The organism is Flavobacterium enshiense DK69 (genome assembly GCF_000498495.1).
In the GTDB taxonomy this organism is placed as follows: Bacteria; Bacteroidota; Bacteroidia; order Flavobacteriales; family Flavobacteriaceae; genus Flavobacterium; species Flavobacterium enshiense.
In genome coordinates, this window is record NZ_AVCS01000004.1 from 181,843 (window position 1) to 202,259 (window position 20,417).

A 20,417-nucleotide genomic window follows, 5' to 3' on the forward strand; every position below is an offset into this window, starting at 1 on the left:
ATTAGATGTAGGAGAAAAAGGTTTTGGGAAGTAACTTTATGTGCCTCAAATTTTTCCTGATTGTTTAATTTTAAAGATTAGCATTATGAGAAAAATTATTTTTTTAATCAGTTTTCTAGCCTCAATAATTGGCTTAGCTCAAGATGGGAGTTTGGATACGAGTTTTAAAGTTCAGGGAAGTATCAGTCCTGACGCAATTATAAAACTTCAATCTGATGGAAAGATCATAGTTGTGGAAAGATTTTATAATGGCGGAGATTTTGTCGAGGCTTCCAAAATAAGTCGATTAAATTCAAATGGTTCTGTTGATATGAGCTTTGCTACCGGTACAGGTATAAATCTTATTGGAGAGGTAAGGGCAGTAGTTATTCAATCTAATGGTAGGATTCTAATTGGTGGACGTTTTCGTAGAAATGCAGAGGAAACAAGTAATATTTATCTGGCCGGAATAAGTTCAAATGGTTCCTTAGATTTTATTCCTTTCGCTCCAGGTATAGATTTTGTTGAGTCTATTGCAGTTCAGCCTGATGGTAAAATTCTTGTCGGTGGATATTTTCCAAAATGGATTGCACGAATTAATCCACTTGGAGGATTAGATCCTTCCTTTAATTCTTCTCTTGATGATAACCTGGACTATGGTACGTCAATTTCAAACATTGTTTTAAGGCCTGATAATAAAATTTTAGCGATTGGTTATGTAACTATAGAGGGAGGACATGAGAGAAGGATTTTTAGTTTAAATTCAAATGGGGAATTGAATAACGATTTTCAAGAGCCTTCAAATATCGATTGGACATACGGAGATTTATGGAGACCTAAATTTTTGGCACTCGAAAAAAACGGTAATATTTTAATTGCATGGCCTTTCAGGGTTCTTTCAAATTCAGGTGATGAAATAGGATATAATTTTGTGCGATTGGATTCGAACGGAAATGTGATTACCGTGTTTCAACCTCTATCAGATGGTGCTTTATGTCTTCCTCATCCAGTCGGTTTACAGGAAGATGGTAAAATAATTATGGCTGGATCTACTTGTACCTATTATAACGGTTATAATTTTCGCGGAATTGCAAGGCTTAATATTGATGGGTCAATTGATGAAACATTTGATCCAAGAAGAGGGTTAAATGGTCATGTGGAGTGTGTTGCGATTCAACCCGATGGTAAAATATTAATTAGTGGGTATTTCACGGTATATAATGAGGTTCCGGTGAACCATATTATACGCCTTAACTCCACACGTCTTTCAAATTCCGAATTTAACAGTACAGCGATGAGGGTTTATCCGAATCCGGTTGCTGATAACCTGCATATACAACTTTCAGATAATTTGAACGGTGCTGATATAAGCGAACTTGAAATCTATGATATTACCATGAAAAAAATTGATTTCAATATGCCAAGTAAAGATGTGATCGATGTGAGCGATTTTTCAAGTGGGGTGTATCTGCTTAAAGTCAAAACCGATGATTCTATTTTCACATCTAGGTTTGTAAAAAATTAAAAACAAAAAAAAAGAGTTTCAATCGAAACTCTTTTTTTGTATTAATATTTTCCGCTTAACAATTCTCCTCCTATAGGGGCTTTAGCTTCAATACCCAATTTCTTCATCATTTCATATGTGGTACAAACCGCAGCAGAAATTACCGGAATTCCCACTTCTTTCTGAATTTGGTCTATTGCTTCCAAAGATGGCATCTGTACACAAGCGGATGCTACCAAAACATCAACTCCAGTTAAATCCAATCGTTTGTAGATTTCCAATAAATTCAATGGATTCTGAGCAGCCACTTCCAAATTATCAGGGATTTCCAATGCAATCGAATCAACTACTTCAAAACCTTGGTGCTCGATATAATCCACAACCAAGTCGGTAAGCGGACGCATGTATGGAGTAATAACAGATACCTTTTTCGCACCTAATACTTTCAATCCGTTTATCAATGCACCGGCACTGGTTACGATTGGAGTAGGGAAGTCGTTGGCGATGGTTTCCTGGTGTAAGTTTACTTCAGAAACACAGTGATAACCACGTCCCATGCTCATAATAGCCACCAAACATGCATAACCCATTACGTCTACATGCGCATCGGATAACTCCTGAGCACATTTTAAACTCATGGCATCCATTGCTTCCAATTCTTCTTTGGTTACTTTTTTCATTCTCATTCTACTTGAATGGAAAGTAAAACGCTCCGGTAAAATGGTCTCACGGGAACGGAAAATGGCAGGGATTTCGGTTTCCATCGTTACATTTGACGACGGTACAATTTGTCCTATTCTAAACTTTTTCATTTCTTATTTTTTTGAACCAGGGTAAAAAGCAATTCTAAAAAAGCTTTTTAAAATTGCTCTTTGTTCTTTACTCTATTATCTGATAATTATATTTCTTTAATCGTATTTACAATTGTTCCGATGCCTTCCACAGTAGCTTCCACCACGTCGCCGTTCCACATCCATTCCTGAGGATTTCTTCCTGCACCAACACCGGCTGGAGTTCCCGTAGCAATGATGTCACCTGGTTCTAAAGTGAAAACAGTACTTAAGTCATTAATTAAATCGTTGATGTTGAATAACATGAATTTTGTATTGGAATTTTGTTTTTCAACTCCGTTTAGTTTTAACGATAAATTCAGGTTGTGCGGATCTTGGATTTCGTCTTTAGTTACCAAAACCGGTCCCATCGGAGCGAAAGTATCCTGACCTTTGGAAACGATCCACTGTCCAGAACGGCGGCAATCTCTCGCAGAAATATCGTTAATCACGGTATAACCAAAAACATAATCCATAGCATTTTCTTTCGGAACATATTTTCCTTCTTTCCCGATAACTACTGCTAATTCAACTTCCCAGTCTAATTGTTGGGTTAGTCTTGGATTGTGTAAAATCTCCGTATTGGTAGCCGTAACCGTTGTTGGTGGTTTGGAGAAAATTACGGGTTGTTGTGGCAATTCGTTTGAAGTATCCAAAGTACGTGCACTTTCCGCTACGTGTTCTGTATAATTCAATCCGATTCCAATGATGTTTTTTCTCGGTTTTTCGATAGGCGCCAAAATCGTTACGTCATGCATTGGGAAAGAAATCATTTCAAAATCAATTTCTCTTGTATTTCCAATCATTTCATTGATTTCCGCAATAACTTCAAATCCCATGTCAATTAAGTCCAACATGTCGTCAGGAAGCGGGAAGTTATGAATTCCTCCAAAATCTTCCATATCCACCACGCGGTTATTGTGTATAAAACCTAATCTTGATTCAGACTCTTTTGTTTTGTATGTAAGTAGTTTCATTTTCTTTTAAGTTTCTGAGTAACTGAGTTACAAAGTTTTAATCTATTATCTATGTTCTATTTTCTTTCTTCTAAATTAATTCCTGGTGCCCATTGTTTTCGGTATATTCTCTGTCCTGATACAATCCCAATGATTCAATCACCGGTAAATCATTGAATGAGAATAAACAAGCATCATCCGTTTCTGATAAATTCACGTGTTCGTGCCAAGCCCATGACGGTACACAGAAAATATCTCTTTCTTTCCAGTCAAAACGCTTACCGTTAATGATGGTGTAACCGTGGCCTTTCGCACATTGGTATACGAACGAACCCGTATGTTTGTGAGCTTTTCCTTTAAAACCAGCCGGTAATAACTGCATCGATGCTCCCATGGTCTGCATTACATGTCCACCCGTTAATGGGTTGGAATACTGCATGATAATCCCGTCAAAAGGAGAGCCTTCATTTACTTTGGCAACTTCCAATAAAGCCGGATACACGTTTTTCCATGAATATTTGAATAATGGCGAATAGGCTTTGTTCCATTCTTTATCAGCAGGAATCAATCCTGTTCCGCCATAGGTCATCGGAGAGTGGTTGATAGGCGAGACCAAAGGTTGTTTTCCGTCAAAAACCGCATAATCATTAGCTTCCAGCGCATTTACCAACGGAATGTCCAAACCGTCCTGCCAAATGCATGTTTCCCCGTCTGCTTCTACACCGTGCTCATGCCAGGTCGAATTTGGCGTAATCACGAAATCGTTGACTTCCAGCATGATTTTATTACCATCCACTACAGTATAGCCTTTACTTCCTTCCATGATAAAACGTAGGGCAGAGGCTTTGTGACGGTGTGCCGATGTGCTTTCGCCCGGACGTGTAACCTGAATTCCTGTATACAACCATCCCACGGCAGCACTCACGTCTTTGCGTTTGTCGTTTACCAAATAAACCACACGACGGCCTGCCTGTTCCGGTGTAACCAATTCGGATGATTTTAAAACCAGTGAACGCAAATCTTCATATTTCCAAAGCATAGGAACAGAAGAGGAACGGGGTTCCCAAGGTTCTATATCATTGGCAACAGTCCATAGTGCTCCGGCACCAAGGTCTTCCAATTCTTTATAATAAGCTATTAGTTCCGGAGAGTCCTGAACTCGTGCACGGCCTATTACGTCATCTGAAAATTTATCTTCCATATTTTTTTTACTTTTTGAAGCGAATGGCTTGGGCATTTTTGCTGTCCATCCCTTCTGTACACTTTATCTTTTGTAAAATTCCTCCTGATCGTCAATAAAAGTAATCTTTCTCGTCGGTGATACATTCACACGTAAATCGAAAATGTCAAATCGGTTGTAATGTCCAAGAATATCGTGCATTTGCTTTGGTTGAATACATTTTGCCAAATCAATTTCAGCATAAGCGATTCCTTCCTCGTCAATTAACGGCTCTCCAATAACTGCTCCGTTCGGGCCCACAAATCCTGAGAAAGCTGAGTTTTTGCGTGTCAGCAATTCATCCACATTCGGAACATCATCACGCAATGCATCCATGATTTCCTGAGAAATCGTAGAACACGAAACAATGGTGAATAATTTTCCTTCGAAAGAATGTGCAGCTGCACGGATCTTAATTGCTTCAGCCATATTGTAGTCTGGTGGCGCAACCGGTAAGGAAATGTAATTCGCTATGTGAATCAATTCGCCTTGCGATAAAAGCGTAAAACGTGCTAACGTATTGGTGTTCTCACCACACGCCAACGTTCCGATCGGACCAATTTCAGTGTCATAAACTTTCAAAGATGAACCGTCTCCCGATGTCCAGGTTAGTTTCTCAGCCCATGTTGGAACTAACTTTCGGTGTCTTCCGATAAGCTTTCCGTTGTTGTCGATGATTAAGTTGGTGTTGTAAATCTCACCAAAACTTTTACCTCGCTCGTTAATCCCGATTACAATATGGATGTTATTGTCTTTAGCGGCCTGATATAATGGCTGCATGGCATCATCTTCAACAGCAACCGAATTTTTATATAATTCTTCATACCATTTGCTGCCCTGAACCGGAGTCATAATCCAGTTCCAGTATGGATAACCGGCAATGAATACTTCGGGAAATGCTATTAACTGCGCTCCGTTGCTGCTTGCTTCTTTAATGAAAGAAATCGCTTTTTCGACTGTTTTTTCTACATTTAGAAAAACGGGCGACGTCTGAACGGTTGCGGCTTTGAATTTTGAAAAATCCATTCTCAATTATGAGTTATAAGTTATAAATTATGAGTTTTAAACTGTTCTAAATCAATTACGAATTTAGATATTTTTTGCTTCATTTCTTCAGAGAAAGTCTCAGCAGAAATAGTATGGCGGTCTTCTGCGATTTTTACGTTAACTAAAGTCACTTCGCCTTCCAGACAGGTTTTTCCGTTTTCATCTTCAAATTTAAAACCGCATAGGAGGGAAGAATCCCCCATTCTTTTAACCCATAGTTTTTTGGTCAAAGTTTCGCCTAAACGGGCAGCTTTTTTGAACTGTACTTTTAAATCGACGGTCGGAATGCCGTTTGTCTCGTGCATTTTGGAAAATGGTCGGTCCAGTTCTTCTTCAAACCAGTCTTCCACGATGCCGTTAAGCATTTCCAGAAATCTTGGATAGAATACAATTCCCGCATAATCGATATGCTGGAAGCGGACTTTTTCTTGTTTTATAAAAGGTTGATTCATGATTTATATTTGAACAACTGTGTCACAAAAGTGATGAATTGTAATTTATGATTTTAGTTTAAAACGTTGTATTTTACCGGTTTCTGTTTTAGGCAATACATCCAGGAAGTTAATCACTCTTGGATATTTGTATGGAGCAGCTACTTCCTTGAACCACTGCTGAATATCTTTAGCCAATTGATCTGTTGCTTTATCTTTTTCCTTAAGAACGATATTGGCGCAAACCAACATTCCGCGCTCTTCATCAGGCAAACCGACAACGGCACATTCAAGAATTTCTTCGTGTGTCAAAAGTACGCTTTCCACCTCAATAGCAGCAATGTTATAACCGGAAGAAATAATCATGTCATCTCCTCGTGCTACAAACCAGAAATAGCCGTTTTCGTCCTCACGAAAAATATCACCGGTAATATTCCAGCCATTTTCAACATAGTCACGTTGTTTTTCTTCACGATTCAGGTATTTGCAGCCTGTAATGCCGCGAACAGCTAAGCGACCAGGTTCGTTTTTAGGAAGTTCGTTTCCTTTTAAATCAACGATTTTTGCTTCATATCCGCTTACCGGAATTCCTGTTGCTCCGGGCACCATGTTTTCTTCGTTGGAAGAAATGAAAATATGCAGCATTTCAGTGGCACCGATGCCGTCAATGATTTTTAGTCCGGTTTCATGGTACCAGTCTTCCCACACTTTTAAGGGCAATGTTTCTCCCGCCGATACACACTTACGAAGGCTGGAGATATCATAATCGTTAACTTTTGTAGTGATTACGCGCCAAGCTGTCGGAGCAGTAAAGCAGATGGAAACTTTGTGTTTCTGTATAGCTTCTAAAAGCAAATCCGGAGTTGGCTTTTCGATTAAGAACGTTGAAGCACCGTAATACATTGGGAACAGCACTAATCCTCCTAAACCGAAGGTAAATCCTAATGGAGGACTTCCCGTAAAAACATCATCCTTATTCGGTTGAAGGGAAAAGGCCGGGAATGCTTCGCAGATATTCAAAATGTCTTTATGATAATGCGCAGTCATTTTAGGTAAACCGGTTGTCCCTGAAGTAAAACCGATCAGCGCAATACTGTCTGATTTCGAGTGGTAATTATCGAAAGTTTTTGGTTTGCCCTGCATAAGGGTTTCCAAATCAGAATTGTTGTAATAGCTTACTTTTTTTATGAAAGGAGACTTAACCAATTGCATTTCTTCTGCCAGTGAACTGTCACAAAAAGCATGTGAGATTTCAGCGCAATCAATAATTGTCGTTAATTCTTTAGAACGCAATAAAGGCATTGTTGCCACAACGATCCCACCAGCTTTAAGGATGGCAAACCAGCAGGCTACCATCATAGGGTTGTTGGCAGAACGGATCAGAACACGGTTTCCGGATTTTAAACCTAAATCTTCAACTAAAACATGTGCAATCTGATTTGCTTTTTCAAATAGGTCGTTGTATGTCCATTTTTCTTCAAAAGTCTGGATACAAACAGCGTCTCCATTACCATTCTTAATATGGGAATCCAATAAACGGTCAACGCAGTTTAGCATTTCCGGATGTTGGAATTGGGGTAAATCTAAAAAATTATATTCCGGTTGTAGATCCGGAGTTGGTAAGCTTTCGTGAGCGAAATTGTCTTCGTAATGCTTCATTTTTATTTATCGTACTGAAACTTAGTAGTTAATCTATTTAGTTGTGTTGGTTTTAATTTTTTAAAAACTGTTTTAAGGCATTAAAGTAGGCTTCTTTGGAATCTAACCACCCATAATGGCCGCAATTTGGCAAAGTGACCAATTTTGAATTAGGAAACGATGCTGCTATTTCCTTAGCGGTATCAATGCTGATAATGTCATTTTCTCCCTGAAGTATCAAAACCGGATTTTGAAAATTTTTGAATTTTCCAGAACAATCGAAATTGTTGTTAATCAGACTTTGAAAAACAATATTGTTGACATCAAAATTCACCTGAATAAGTCTTTCGGAAATTATAGCGGAATTCTTTTTATTATAAACATAAGCATTGGCTAAATATTTTGCTCTCAGTTTTTTGGTTTCCAACGAATTATCGCCTTTATCCATTTTGTTTTGATAGTAATCTACACTGTCTTTTTGGGTTTTCGTCAAATTGGCATTGATGCGGTCCTGAGCATATCTTGTAAAATTCATATTTATTCCGCCTGATGAAGAAAAAATCAATTTATCAATATTATGTGGATGCTTAGTCGCATAATAGGCTGCTAACATGCCTCCGAATGAATGTCCTAAAATTGTCCATTTCTCTATTTTGAGATGTTTTCTCAGGTTTTCCATATCGTCAGCCATTAAATCCATGGAAATCGTTTCGTTGTCTATTTTATCAACAGTCGATTTTCCTGTGCCTCTCTGATCGTAAATTATGGTTTGGAAACCAATTTTTGAAATTTCATCGGCAACATATCCAAAACCTTCGCAATTCATGCCTGGTCCGCCATTGATGATTAAAATAGGTTTTCCTGATCCAAAAGTCTTGTAATGTAACTTTGAATATCCGCTGGTAATAACATTCTCGCTTTTCTGAGAGAAAACAGAAAAATGAATTAAAAAAAGAAATATGTAAAATATCTTTTTCATTTAGTTTTTCTTGTGACTTTCAGGTTTTAATGCTTTTTTCATGCCTTCGGCTGTTTTTCGTTCCGAAGCTTTTAAAGGGTACAAGTGTGAAGTACCTGCCATATATTGTTTTGGGATGTCAGTCGGTTGGAAATTTTCATAGGCCTGAACGTTTCTTACGAAAAAAGGATCCAGTAGTAAAGGTCGGCCTAAAGAAACTAAATCAGCTCTACCGTTTAATATAATTGTATTAATTTGGTCGATATCCTGAATATAGCCTGCGGTCATCGTTGGGACGTGAGCGCTGTTTCGAACCATATCGGAGAAAGGCGTCTGCCACATTCTGCCTGTTTGCGGTTGTTGTTCGGCTACTGTATTTCCTGTGGAAACACTGATGATATCCGCTCCGGCATTTTTGAATGCTTCGGCAATTGTGATGACATCTTCTTCTGAAATTCCGTTCTCTACCCAATCCGTAGCAGAAATTCTCACCGACATCGGTTTATCTTGTGAAAACACGTTTCTCATTTCGGTGAAAACACGAATAGGGAACTTCAATCTGTTTTCGATAGTACCACCAAACTCATCAGTTCGAAGGTTTGTTAACGGAGAAAGGAATGAAGCTAACAAGAATCCGTGATGTGCTTGTAATTCAATTATATCAAATCCGGCCTCATCAGCATTTTTAGTTGCCTGAACAAATTGAGAAACAATATTGTCCATGTCTGCTAAAGTCATTTCTCTCGGAGTGGCCATTCCTTCTTTGAATGGAATTGGTGATGCTGAAAGTAATTCCCATTGCGGGTCTAAAGGTTTTCCGCCTTCCCAAGGTTTTGTCATTGCACCTTTTCTTCCGGAATGTCCTAACTGAATACCGATTTTTGTTAGTGTGTTTTTGTGAATAAAATCAGTTATCCTTTTCCAGTTAACCACTTGTTCTTTAGTGTAAATGCCGGTGCATCCTAAAGTAATTCTTCCGGTTTCTGAAACTGCTGTTTTTTCAGTGAAAATCAATCCAAGTCCGCCCAATGCACGTGTGGTGTAGTGTGAAAAATGCCAGTCGTTAACCAAGCCGTTTTCGGCAGAATACTGTCCCATTGGCGACATTACGATTCTGTTTTGCAACGTCATTTTACGGAGTGTAAAAGGAGTAAAGGCAGCAGGAGTCTTTTTATTTTCGGTTTTGTTGATTGTATTAAATTCGTTTAAAACCTTTTCAGTAAAAGAAGCGTCACGCAGCTGAAGGTTTTCATAAGTCACTTTTTTAGCGCGAGTCATTACACCAAAAGCAAACTGATAAAAAGGGTGCTGCATGTGTCTGTCCATATGTTCAAACCAATCCAACGAAACTTTTGCAGCGTATTGAATCATCTCAACACGGTTTCTTCTTGCTTTTTCATAATAGGAAAAGGCAGTCTGAATATCATTTGGATTTGTAACAACCGCGTCGGAAAGAGCAATAGCACATTCCATAGCCAGTTTTGTTCCTGAACCGATAGAGTAGTGGGCTGTAGCTTTAGAATCTCCCAGTAAAACTATATTGTTATGGTGCCATTTTTCGTTGGTTACATGCGGGAATTGGCGCCAATGTGATTTATTTGTAATTAGTGGGTGTCCATCAAGTTCTTCTTTGAATAACTCGGTCAGTTTTGCAACTGTATCGGCTTCATTTTCCACTTCAAACCCTGCTTTTTTCCATGTTTCATCAGAACATTCGAAAATCCACGTACTCATTCCTGTCTCATATTGGTAGGTGTGTGCCGCGATTGTTCCGTAAGGAGTCGTTCTGAAGAAGTAGGTAAATGCGTCTAACGGTTTTGTAGAACCCAGCCAAACGAAACGGTTTTTCTGTAATTCTACCTTAGTTCCGAATTCGTCTGCATATTGAGTACGGATAGCACTACCGATTCCGTCGGCTGCCAAAATTATGTCGCTGTCTTTGAATTGTGAAAGATCATCTATATTTTGTTCGAAGTGAAGATTTACACCTTCTTCAAGACAACGTTGCTGTAATAATTGAAGCAATGTCTTGCGGGAACAACCGCAAAATCCGTTTCCTGAAGCGTTAACGGTTTCTCCGTTTCTTGCTACTATAATGTCATCCCAATAAGCAAATTTACTTCGGATTAATTCATAAGATTTTGTATCACGTGTTAAAAATTCACCTAAAGTTTCATCGGAAAAAACAACTCCGAAACCAAAACTATCATCGGCTTTATTACGCTCGTAAACATTAATTTCGCAATGAGGCATTGCTTTTTTTGTAAGGATAGAAAAGTAAAGTCCGCCAGGACCACCACCTATAACTGTTATTTTCATATTTTAATTTAACGTGGCAAGATGATCAGACCACGGTTTATTTATTATGTATTCTTTAAAATGAATGGTGTAAATATCAAATTTATTTTTTCATGAAATCGAATGCTCCTTTTCTCAGATTGATTCCGTATTCCAGATAAGCTTTTAAACAAGCCAGGAAATTTGACCAGCCAAATGAATTTCCGGATAACCATTGCAGGCCGGTTTCATCATTGTTCATGCTTTTTTCAGAAATGGAAACCAATGTTGTGTTGTTCTCCCTTTCAGTTAAAGTCATTTCGACTAATAATTCGGCTCCGCTGCTTTCCCAGTAGTATGAAACGTACTTGTCTTTTTCAACTTTACCGACACGAACCGGGCATTCGAAATCAAACTCGGGAAATTTCCAGATCAGTTTTTTGCCTTCTTCCATCATTCCGGTACTTTCGGAGATGAAATAATTAGTCATTTTTTCGGGATTTACGATGGCTTCAAAAACCTCATTAACCGGTTTTCCGATTTGCATGGCAACGTTGATTTCTAATTTTTCTGGTGTCATCAGCTTATGTTCTTTTGATTGAAAAAATCTCTCCTAATTTACTATAATTAGAACCTGCCAAACGTGCGACAGGCTTATAAGTTTCCATGTTGATTTTGAAATCGTCCAATAAAACACTTTCATCTATGTGAAACATTACAACACGTCCTACAATTATTGTGGCGCCACCATGTCTGTTATCCTCTAAAGTGTAATGATGAACCAATTCACATTCCATGTTTATCGGACTTTCTTTTACTCTTGGTGCTTTTACTTTTAGCGATGGAGCAGGAGTAAGACCAGCCAGTTCAAATTCGTTAACATGTGACTCTACCGACTGTGAAGTGATATTCATCTGCTCCACGATTTCTTCCACAACCATATTTACTACAAACTGTTTTGTAGCCAAAATATTATTCAAAGTATCTTTGTTGGAATTGTTGGGACGGACCGTTGAAAATATCACATGTGGCGGATCTTCGCCTACAGCGTTGAAGAAGGAAAACGGGGCTAAATTCAAAATACCGTCTTCACTAATGCTTGAAATCCAACCTATTGGCCTCGGAATCACAGCTCCGGTCAATAACTTATAGGTGGCCTTCTGGTCAATTATTTCAGGGTCAAAGTGCATTTTGTGATGTTTGTACAAATAAAATAAATTATTTGTAATTACAATGCATTGGCTTTGATTAAATAATTAAAGAAATTTTGTATTTTAGTTACAAATCTTACGTATGGTAAAGACAGATACTAAAGGAATTTGGAAGGTTATTTCGGCTTCATCGATGGGCACATTGATCGAATGGTATGATTTTTACATTTTCGGAAGTCTGGCTGTTGTTATCTCAACGAAATTTTTCCCTTCAGGTAATCCCACAGCGGCTTTTTTGTCGACGTTGGCCACATTTGCCGCAGGTTTTGTCGTGAGGCCTTTCGGAGCTTTGTTTTTTGGCCGGCTTGGAGATTTGATTGGCCGGAAATATACTTTCATGGCAACCCTCTTGCTTATGGGTGGCGCTACATTTTTAATTGGCTGTATTCCCAGTTATGAAACGATTGGTTTTGTCGCACCGTTGTTGGTACTTGTTCTAAGACTTTTACAGGGTTTGGCACTTGGGGGAGAGTATGGAGGCGCTGCAACTTATGTGGCTGAGCATGCTCCGGAACATCAGAGAGGATATTGGACTTCATGGATTCAAACCACCGCCACTGCCGGTCTTTTTGTTTCCCTTATGGTAATTCTCATAACTCGTTCCCTGCTCTCAGAAGAAGCTTTTGATACTTGGGGATGGCGCGTTCCTTTCTGGATTTCTATCATAATGGTTTATGTTTCTTATCTCATTCGAAAGAGAATGAGTGAATCACCTGAATTTGCAAAGGCAAAAGCAGATGGAAAAACGAGTAAAAATCCGTTAAAGGAAAGTTTCGGACACAAATACAATCTAAAATTTGTGCTTTTGGCACTGTTTGGTGCAACAATGGGACAAGGAGTTGTTTGGTATACCGGACAATTTTACGCCATGAGTTTTATGAAAACGGTCATGAATTTAGAGACTTCTCAAGTTGATACATTACTCGGTATTGCTTTGGTTATGGGAACACCTTTCTTTGTTTTCTTCGGATGGCTGAGTGATAAAATAGGAAGGAAAAAAATCATGATAGCCGGAATGTTTTTGGCGGTGTTGCTGTATCGTCCGATATACAAAACGATGTATGAAACTGCTGATGTAAGCAGTAAAACTGTTGCAAAAACAGAAAGTTCCGCAGATTTAGACAGAGAAAAGAATATTTCAACTGCTACTTTTCATTACAGTTTCACCGACGGTTCTAAAGCGACAAAAATAATTTCAACAGATTTAAATAAAATGCCCTTTGCTCCCGAAACTAAATCAACCATAATTACGCTTTCTCCAAATGATAAATGGCTTTTGGTTTTTCTGGTTTGGGTACAGGTTCTTTTTGTAACTATGGTTTATGGTCCGATTGCTGCTTTCTTAGTGGAATTGTTTCCTACTAGAATCCGCTATACGTCGATGTCATTGCCATACCATGTTGGTAACGGGATTTTTGGAGGATTACTGCCTGCGATTTCGACTTATCTGGTAACAAATGCGAAAGAAAACGGGGATCCTGAATTTTATCTTGAAGGATTGTGGTATCCTATTATAGTGGCTTCTTTAAGTATGGTAATCGGAATGATTTACTTGGATCACAAAAAAAGGAATTAATGCACGAAAACATGAATTTTATAAAACGTTTACTAGGTTTGATCTGCATATTACTGTCAGTAGCAGCGGCTTATTTCTGTATAATGCATTTCGGATTGCCTAAATTTAATTCGGGCAAGCAGGATGATTTGGTTTTCGGGATAATAATTTTATTTATATTAACACCTTTAATAGTTTCAGGTTTGGCAATTTTCGGTTACTTTGCATTAAACGGTGAATACGACAAAAACAAAATGTAATTTTTATGAGCTACTACAAGATAAACAACCTTGAGCAATACTTTAAGCATTATAATAAATCCATTCGCGAGCCTCGTAAATTTTGGGGTAAAATAGCCGAAGAAAACTTTGTATGGTATCAGGCGTGGGACAAAGTGGTGGATTTCAATATGGGAGAAGCCGATGTAAAATGGTTCGTTAACGCTAAAGTAAATATTACCAAAAATTGTATAGATAGACACTTGGCCAAACGAGGTGAAAAAACAGCCATTATTTTCGAGCCGAATGATCCTAACGAGGAAACGCTTCATATTTCCTATAATGATTTGTATAGCCGTGTTGCAAAGATGGCCAATGTTCTTCGCGAGCAGGGAATTAAAAAAGGGGACAGGGTTTGTATTTATTTGCCGATGATACCAGAATTAGCGGTCGCTATATTAGCCTGTGCCCGAATCGGAGCAATTCATTCTGTGATTTTTGCCGGATTTTCTGCTTCTGCAGTAACTTCCAGAATTAATGATTGCGAATGTAAAATGGTAATCACCTCCGATGGTGGTTTCCGTGGAAACAAAACCGTTGATTTAAAAGGAATTATTGATGAAGCATTGGAGAAATGTCCAACGGTGGAAAAAGTACTGGTCGTGAAAAGAACTCATACCGCCGTAAGTATGAAAGAGGGGAGGGATTATTGGTTACAGCCTCTTTTGTATGATGCTATTCCGAATAATGTTGCTGAAATAATGGATGCCGAAGACCCGCTGTTTATCCTTTATACATCCGGTTCTACCGGAAAACCGAAAGGAATGTTGCACACCACCGCAGGCTATATGGTACAGACAGCTTATACTTTTAAGAATATATTCAATCATGAAGATAATGATGTTTTTTGGTGTACAGCAGATATCGGTTGGATTACCGGACATTCTTATATTTTATATGGTCCGTTACTGAACGGAGCTACCACGGTCTTATTTGAAGGCATCCCGTCATATCCTGATTTTGGACGTTTTTGGGAAGTGATTGATAAACATCAGGTTACGCAATTTTATACTGCTCCAACAGCAATTCGTTCTTTGGCAAAAGAAAGTGATGAATGGGTTGACAAATACGATTTGACTTCGTTAAAAGTAATTGGTTCAGTGGGAGAACCTATTAACGAAGAAGCATGGCACTGGTATAATGATCATGTCGGAAAGAAAAAATGCCCGATTGTGGATACCTGGTGGCAAACCGAAACCGGAAGTATCATGATTTCGCCGGTTCCGTTTGTAACACCAACAAAACCAACATATGCCACTTTACCGTTACCGGGAATCCAGCCGGTTTTAATGGATGAATTACGCAATGAAATTGAAGGAAATCAGGTAGTGGGGAGTTTGTGCATCAAATTTCCATGGCCGTCTATGGCAAGAACTATTTGGGGAGACCATCAGCGCTATAAGGACACGTATTTCTCAGCTTTTCCTGGGAAATATTTTACTGGAGACGGCGCGCTTCGTGATGAAGTAGGTTATTACAGAATAACGGGAAGGGTAGATGATGTCGTAATTGTTTCCGGACATAATTTAGGAACTGCTCCAATTGAAGATGCCATCAATGAGCATCCGGCGGTAGCAGAGTCTGCGATAGTTGGTTTCCCTCACGATATTAAAGGAAACGCACTTTACGGATTTATCATACTGAAAGAAATAGGAGAATATCGTGACCGCGATAATTTAACGAAAGAAATAAATGAGCACGTTTCAAGCCACATCGGACCAATAGCGAAACTGGATAAGATTCAGTTTGTAAGTGGTTTGCCAAAAACCCGTTCAGGAAAAATAATGAGACGAATTTTGCGCAAGATTGCCGAAGGTGATTTTAGTAATTTTGGAGATACATCAACATTGCTGAATCCTGAAATTGTAGATGAAATTAAAGATAACAAAATTTAAAACGATAAAAGCCCTGAAATTCAGGGCTTTTTTATTACTTCATTTTCAATTTCTTTTTAAGTTTTAAAAACAGAAGCGCTGTTATATAAGCATCGTTTGAAGCAGTGTGACGATGACTTTTTCTGATTTTAAACAAATCGCATAATTCTTCTAATGTATGATGCTCGTCTTCTGGAAGATTTTTGAAACGCTGGTACATTACGTTGATATCCAGTATGTTGTTTTTTATTTTTCCGAGATTCATTCGCTTTAACGCCTGATTAATCATCTCAATATCCAAATTTGTACTATGGCCTACAAGTGTTGCGTTTTTAATGTGTCCTAAGAATTGGATCATCGCTTCAGTTTCGGAAACTGCTTCATTCGAATGCGACTTAAAGAGTTTTTCTACGGCTTCATTTTGGCGTTTATCATTTTTATTTTCGATAAAAATCTCAAAGAAGTCGTTTATTTCTATCTGATCATTTGTAATTCCGATACAGCCGATAGATAAAATAGTGTCCTTTTTCCAGTCCAGACCCGTTCGTTCACAATCGAAAATAACATAACGTGTTGGAGTATTGGTAATTTCTTTTTCGAAATTATCCAAATACACTTTCCAAAATGTTGGATCTCCTTTGCCTTTTAACCAATCCAGCATAGTTTTATGTAAAATAAGTTAATTGAAAACGGTTTTTAATTAAATCCTGAATATCGTTGATAGGCTGAAAACAGTTTTTTAGTTTTACTTTGTCAACTTTGGTCAGTTCTTCTATGTTAAGATAACTTCCGTTGGAATCCGTTTTTAGTCCGTCTTCCGTTCTGAACCAGTGCAATATATGAAAAGCTTCGGCACATTCAAGATACAAATCGGCATTTTGAGGTTCTAAATCGGCTAACTTTTTAAAACGCTGATATGTATTGGTGATTCCTTTAATGCCTTTACTGATAGCTAGAACGCGGGCAGCATCTACTAAAGGAGTGATTGCTCTGTTCTTAATATCAAAAGTATCTTTATGCTCTTCGTCCTGTTCAACCAAAAATTGACGGAAAAATCCAAGCGGAGCAGGCTTTTTGATTGCATCAGTAGCTAGAAATGCATAAAACAACTGATTGTTTGCTGCTTTGGAAAAAATATCCTCCGTTAATGCTTTTTCTAAAAATGGATCGCCATAGATAAAGCTATAATCAAAGAAAATAGAACTTCTGTGAATCCCTTTTTCACCTGGAGTATTTATCCAGGTGTTATATTGTTTTATCCAGTCTGTCAATGATTTACACCACAATTCATTATTGGCATTCAGACCTTGTTCGCTTTTTTCGTAACCTATTTTTTCGAATGTTTCCAAAACACGTTCTGCCAATCTCAGAAAGTATTTTTTTACCTGATCGTATTGTTCGGCAGGGACATCTTCAAAAATCAATGAATTATTTACATCAGTTAATAAAAGCTGCTCTTTTCTTCCCTGACTGCCTAGGTTAAACCATGCAAAACGAACAGGAGGAGGGGTGCCCTCTTTTTCAATAGCCAGGGTAATGGCTCTTTTGGTTATCGCGATGGTAATCTCGGATGCCACATTGGTGATATGAGAAATTGGGATGTTCCTGTCAATTGAGTTCTGGATAAGGTCGGTTAGCTTATCGCGTACAATCTTTAGGTCTTTGGATCGTTCAGCGCGTTTTATCTGTTTTAAAAGAACTCCCGGATTGTTTGCCTGAGCAGCAACAACATGATGTTCGGAAATAATCCCTGAAATTGTACTTTTTTCAGTTCCGTCGCGGGTAACACACAAATAGGGAACATTATGTTTAAGCATCATCATTTGAGCTTCGGCAATAGAAATATCTTCAGGAACAGTTACAACTGGTACCGTCATTATTTTATCCACGGTCACATTAATCGGAAATAGACCTGTTGCTATTTTTGAACTTAAATCGTTATCGGTTACAATTCCGATGGGCATTTGGTTTTCCTGGATAATCACGCTTCCAATTTGTCTGCTTGCCATAGTTTGGGCAACATGTTTTACTATATCATTAGGACTGGCAGTAATTGGTTTCTTAGTATACTTAATAGGCTGAAAATATTGAATATCTGTGGCAGTTTGCTCGTTAAAAATAACATTTTCAGAAATCAATTTTCCTCTATGATCTTTATCATACGGATTTCGGGTGTTGGATGCAAAACTCTCCAAAAGAAAGCTTAATACGCTGCTGTTTCCAGTTACATAAGGTTTGAAAACTTCAATAGGAATTGCATAAATGATAGAGTCCTCCCTTGATTTTGCTGTCATCAAGTAATTGTTTTTAGCGAAAAAAGGACGTAATCCTAATATGTCGCCTTCATCACATTTGTCAATCAGGGTTTCTTCAGCATCAGAGATTACAGAAAGGCCAATTGCTCCGGAAGCTACTACATAAAAGGAGTCGTGCGTTGGATCCCCGATTTTAAACAAAATCTGATTTTTTTCCAGATACAGCACTTTTACCTGTTCGGAAATTGCTACAAGTTCATGATACGTCAGGCTTGTAAACGGCGGATAATGTTTTAAAAAGTCGGCAATTCGTTCTGCAATTGGGTTTCTCATATCAAATTATAATATTTAATGACTCATTTCTAACTAAATAACATGTAAGAAATTGGCCATAGTATAATGGATAATAATTCTCTAAATATACTAAAAAATAGTAGACTTCAAAAGGAGGGAAAGTTAAACTTTAATAAGCATATAATTGTGAAATCGTTATTATGATAACAGCCATCACTGCACAAGCGATTCCTAAGTAATTTATCCGAGTGATTTTTTCGTTAAAGACGGTGACACCGATTAAAGTTCCGATACTGATTACTCCAAAATTCATTGCTGCGAAAACAGTTGAAGGGTTGTTTGCCAGTGCTTTATGTGCTTTCAAATAAAAAAGGATATTCCCGAAATTAAAAATTCCTAATACAATCCCGAATAAAAAACTCTGCCAGGTTAAATTTCGTTTATTGAAGATCAGATAATAAAGCGTTATTAAAGAGGCAATGCAAAATGCTCCGCAAAAGATGATAAATAAAGACGTGGTAAACGGGATTTCACTGTAAAGTGCTATTTGCTTGAAAAGGACATCAATTATTCCGAAACCGAATAAAACAAACAACGGATAAATCCAGCTGTTATTTTCGTTTGTTGATTCAGATTTACGGTTTAGCGTTAAAAATATTGCCATAAAACCGATTGTAAGTCCGAAAAATTTAAATAAGCTGATATTTTCGCCAAAAATGAAATACGATGCCAATATTGGAATAAATAATGACAAACGCTGAGCGATCTCAGTTTTTACAATTCCGATATTTTTGACGGATTCGGCCAAAAAAAGAAATATTACCGGCAGTAATATGGATAAAGGAAAATAAAATTTCCATGGCACCGAATTATTCAAAATTTTGAAGTCAGGAGAAAATGTCAGATAGCAAAGAGATAATGCTGCTAAATAATTCCAGTTAATACTTTGTTGAATATTGATTTCGTAACGTCTGGCTATTTTCAGGAGTATAGCAACAGAAATACTGCAACAAACACTTAAGAGTATGTATAACATATGATGGGGGAAGTTGTTATAAGGGCAAAGTTAGAAAGATTTGATAATTGCACATATATATAGATTGTATAATTTTCTATTTTACATAATGTATATTATAGTTCAAATGTAAAACGTCCTAATTTTCAAAAACAAAATTTTTCAATATTATAGCTTTTTCCCTGTCTGTCAATAATAAGTATTCCAATGCGTACCTTTTTTCTTTATCAAATATGTATTTTTTTAAATCCAATTAGGAATTAGTAAATATGCTTAAAAATAAAAAATCCCGGCTTATTGCGGGATCTTATATGTTTCTTCATAAACTTTTTTTGAACCATCGTAATAAACTAAGGTTTTATTTTCTTTACTTATAATTTTATCAGTTCTAATAAAATGATTTGCAAAAACCTCAATAACTGCATCTAAAGACAAAGCATTTCCAATTGAATATGACAAATAAAATTTCCCCTCCTTAAATGTAAAACTGTAATAAGTATATTCATCATTACTTTGAGCAGGCAAAAATTCCGCGTATCCTTGCTTAGTTTTTTCATCCACTAATTCCTTTACCTTATACGATTTTTGAATATCAGGATAAAACTTACGCATGTTTTCCAGTGACTCAAACAACTTAATGTTAATATCTACAGCTTTACCATCTTGCGAAAATGATAACAGCGGGAACAACAAAACGCATAATAAAGTAATTTTTTTCATAATTTCTATTTGGTTTAATATCTAAAAATAAGAATTTGAAAAATGATTAAAAAAAATTATTCCCAATAGGCCATTAATTTCACAATAAAAAAAAAGATGTAAATAATCACTATTTATAATATTATCACGACGCTCATTTGTTTGCCGAACTTAGTTAAATATAATCCCAATAATCGAATCCGCCCTAGATTCCGATTTAATATTTCCTTTTGCCTCTGGTAGTAATAAATATTTATATATGAATACAGACATGTAACTAATTGTAGTTCAAATGGTTGATATTAAAAAAAGCAGAGAAAATTGGTCAAAAAAACATGCATTTCATCGATGAAAAAAATCACTTTATCGATATTTGACAAAATTAAGTTCTAATCTT

18 protein-coding genes are annotated in these 20,417 nt (G+C 37.3%); 4 read left to right on the forward strand and 14 right to left on the reverse strand.

Annotation, left to right across the window (positions count from 1 at the left end):
• Positions 1–85: 85 nt before the first annotated feature.
• On the forward strand, positions 86–1,504 hold the full coding sequence (locus tag FEDK69T_RS02010) for a T9SS type A sorting domain-containing protein (RefSeq protein ID WP_023572473.1): 1,419 nt from the start codon (positions 86–88) through the stop codon (positions 1,502–1,504).
• Between the two features lie 41 nt (positions 1,505–1,545).
• Here the strand turns inward: FEDK69T_RS02010 and FEDK69T_RS02015 are convergent, their stop codons facing one another.
• From FEDK69T_RS02015 to FEDK69T_RS02060, 10 genes are all read right to left on the reverse strand, one after another.
• Complete coding sequence (locus FEDK69T_RS02015) at positions 1,546–2,295, reverse strand: maleate cis-trans isomerase family protein (RefSeq protein WP_023572474.1); 750 nt, start codon at positions 2,293–2,295, stop codon at positions 1,546–1,548.
• A gap of 86 nt (positions 2,296–2,381) precedes the next feature.
• On the reverse strand, positions 2,382–3,290 hold the full coding sequence (locus FEDK69T_RS02020) for a fumarylacetoacetate hydrolase family protein (RefSeq protein WP_023572475.1): 909 nt from the start codon (positions 3,288–3,290) through the stop codon (positions 2,382–2,384).
• A gap of 70 nt (positions 3,291–3,360) precedes the next feature.
• The gene (locus tag FEDK69T_RS02025; protein ID WP_023572476.1) at positions 3,361–4,470 is read right to left on the reverse strand and encodes a cupin domain-containing protein; all 1,110 of its coding nucleotides are present in this window, start codon (positions 4,468–4,470) and stop codon (positions 3,361–3,363) included.
• Positions 4,471–4,533: 63 nt separating this feature from the next.
• The gene (locus tag FEDK69T_RS02030) at positions 4,534–5,514 is read right to left on the reverse strand and encodes a carbon-nitrogen hydrolase family protein (RefSeq protein ID WP_023572477.1); all 981 of its coding nucleotides are present in this window, start codon (positions 5,512–5,514) and stop codon (positions 4,534–4,536) included.
• Between the two features lie 20 nt (positions 5,515–5,534).
• Positions 5,535–5,987: an acyl-CoA thioesterase gene (locus FEDK69T_RS15320; RefSeq protein ID WP_023572478.1), complete on the reverse strand. Its 453-nt coding sequence runs from the start codon at positions 5,985–5,987 to the stop codon at positions 5,535–5,537.
• 45 nt (positions 5,988–6,032) lie between these two features.
• Entirely contained in the window at positions 6,033–7,625 is a 1,593-nt protein-coding gene (locus FEDK69T_RS02040) for an AMP-binding protein (RefSeq protein ID WP_023572479.1), read from the reverse strand.
• A 52-nt stretch (positions 7,626–7,677) separates the two neighbouring features.
• A complete protein-coding gene (locus tag FEDK69T_RS02045) occupies positions 7,678–8,583 on the reverse strand; it encodes an alpha/beta fold hydrolase (protein ID WP_023572480.1) in 906 nt (301 codons plus the stop codon).
• Positions 8,584–10,881 carry an oxidoreductase gene (locus tag FEDK69T_RS02050; protein ID WP_023572481.1) on the reverse strand — a complete coding sequence of 766 codons (2,298 nt, stop codon included), beginning with the start codon at positions 10,879–10,881 and terminating at the stop codon, positions 8,584–8,586. It abuts the gene before it with no gap.
• 82 nt (positions 10,882–10,963) lie between these two features.
• Positions 10,964–11,419 (reverse strand): SRPBCC domain-containing protein, encoded by a 456-nt coding sequence (locus tag FEDK69T_RS02055; RefSeq protein ID WP_023572482.1) that lies wholly within the window; start codon positions 11,417–11,419, stop codon positions 10,964–10,966.
• Positions 11,420–11,423: 4 nt separating this feature from the next.
• Entirely contained in the window at positions 11,424–12,029 is a 606-nt protein-coding gene (locus FEDK69T_RS02060) for a flavin reductase family protein (RefSeq protein ID WP_023572483.1), read from the reverse strand.
• Between the two features lie 103 nt (positions 12,030–12,132).
• On the opposite strand from FEDK69T_RS02060, the gene FEDK69T_RS02065 reads away from it, so the two are divergent.
• The 3 genes from FEDK69T_RS02065 to acs are packed head-to-tail and all read left to right on the forward strand — an operon-like array spanning position 12,133 to position 15,778.
• Positions 12,133–13,626, forward strand: coding sequence for an MFS transporter (locus FEDK69T_RS02065; RefSeq protein ID WP_023572484.1), 1,494 nt, complete (start codon positions 12,133–12,135; stop codon positions 13,624–13,626).
• An 11-nt stretch (positions 13,627–13,637) separates the two neighbouring features.
• Positions 13,638–13,865 carry a DUF6814 family protein gene (locus FEDK69T_RS02070; RefSeq protein ID WP_035629916.1) on the forward strand — a complete coding sequence of 76 codons (228 nt, stop codon included), beginning with the start codon at positions 13,638–13,640 and terminating at the stop codon, positions 13,863–13,865.
• 5 nt (positions 13,866–13,870) lie between these two features.
• A complete protein-coding gene (gene acs, locus FEDK69T_RS02075) occupies positions 13,871–15,778 on the forward strand; it encodes an acetate--CoA ligase (protein ID WP_023572485.1) in 1,908 nt (635 codons plus the stop codon).
• Positions 15,779–15,812: 34 nt separating this feature from the next.
• On the opposite strand, the gene FEDK69T_RS02080 is transcribed toward acs, so the two are convergent.
• The 4 genes from FEDK69T_RS02080 to FEDK69T_RS02095 all read right to left on the reverse strand — a co-directional run bounded on the left by FEDK69T_RS02080 (position 15,813) and on the right by FEDK69T_RS02095 (position 20,041).
• Positions 15,813–16,418 (reverse strand): 3'-5' exonuclease, encoded by a 606-nt coding sequence (locus tag FEDK69T_RS02080; protein ID WP_023572486.1) that lies wholly within the window; start codon positions 16,416–16,418, stop codon positions 15,813–15,815.
• Positions 16,419–16,422: 4 nt separating this feature from the next.
• A complete protein-coding gene (locus FEDK69T_RS02085; RefSeq protein ID WP_023572487.1) occupies positions 16,423–18,345 on the reverse strand; it encodes a DUF294 nucleotidyltransferase-like domain-containing protein in 1,923 nt (640 codons plus the stop codon).
• 130 nt (positions 18,346–18,475) lie between these two features.
• On the reverse strand, positions 18,476–19,342 hold the full coding sequence (locus tag FEDK69T_RS02090) for a DMT family transporter (protein WP_035629841.1): 867 nt from the start codon (positions 19,340–19,342) through the stop codon (positions 18,476–18,478).
• Positions 19,343–19,615: 273 nt separating this feature from the next.
• Positions 19,616–20,041 carry a hypothetical protein gene (locus FEDK69T_RS02095; RefSeq protein ID WP_023572490.1) on the reverse strand — a complete coding sequence of 142 codons (426 nt, stop codon included), beginning with the start codon at positions 20,039–20,041 and terminating at the stop codon, positions 19,616–19,618.
• Positions 20,042–20,417: the final 376 nt, after the last annotated feature.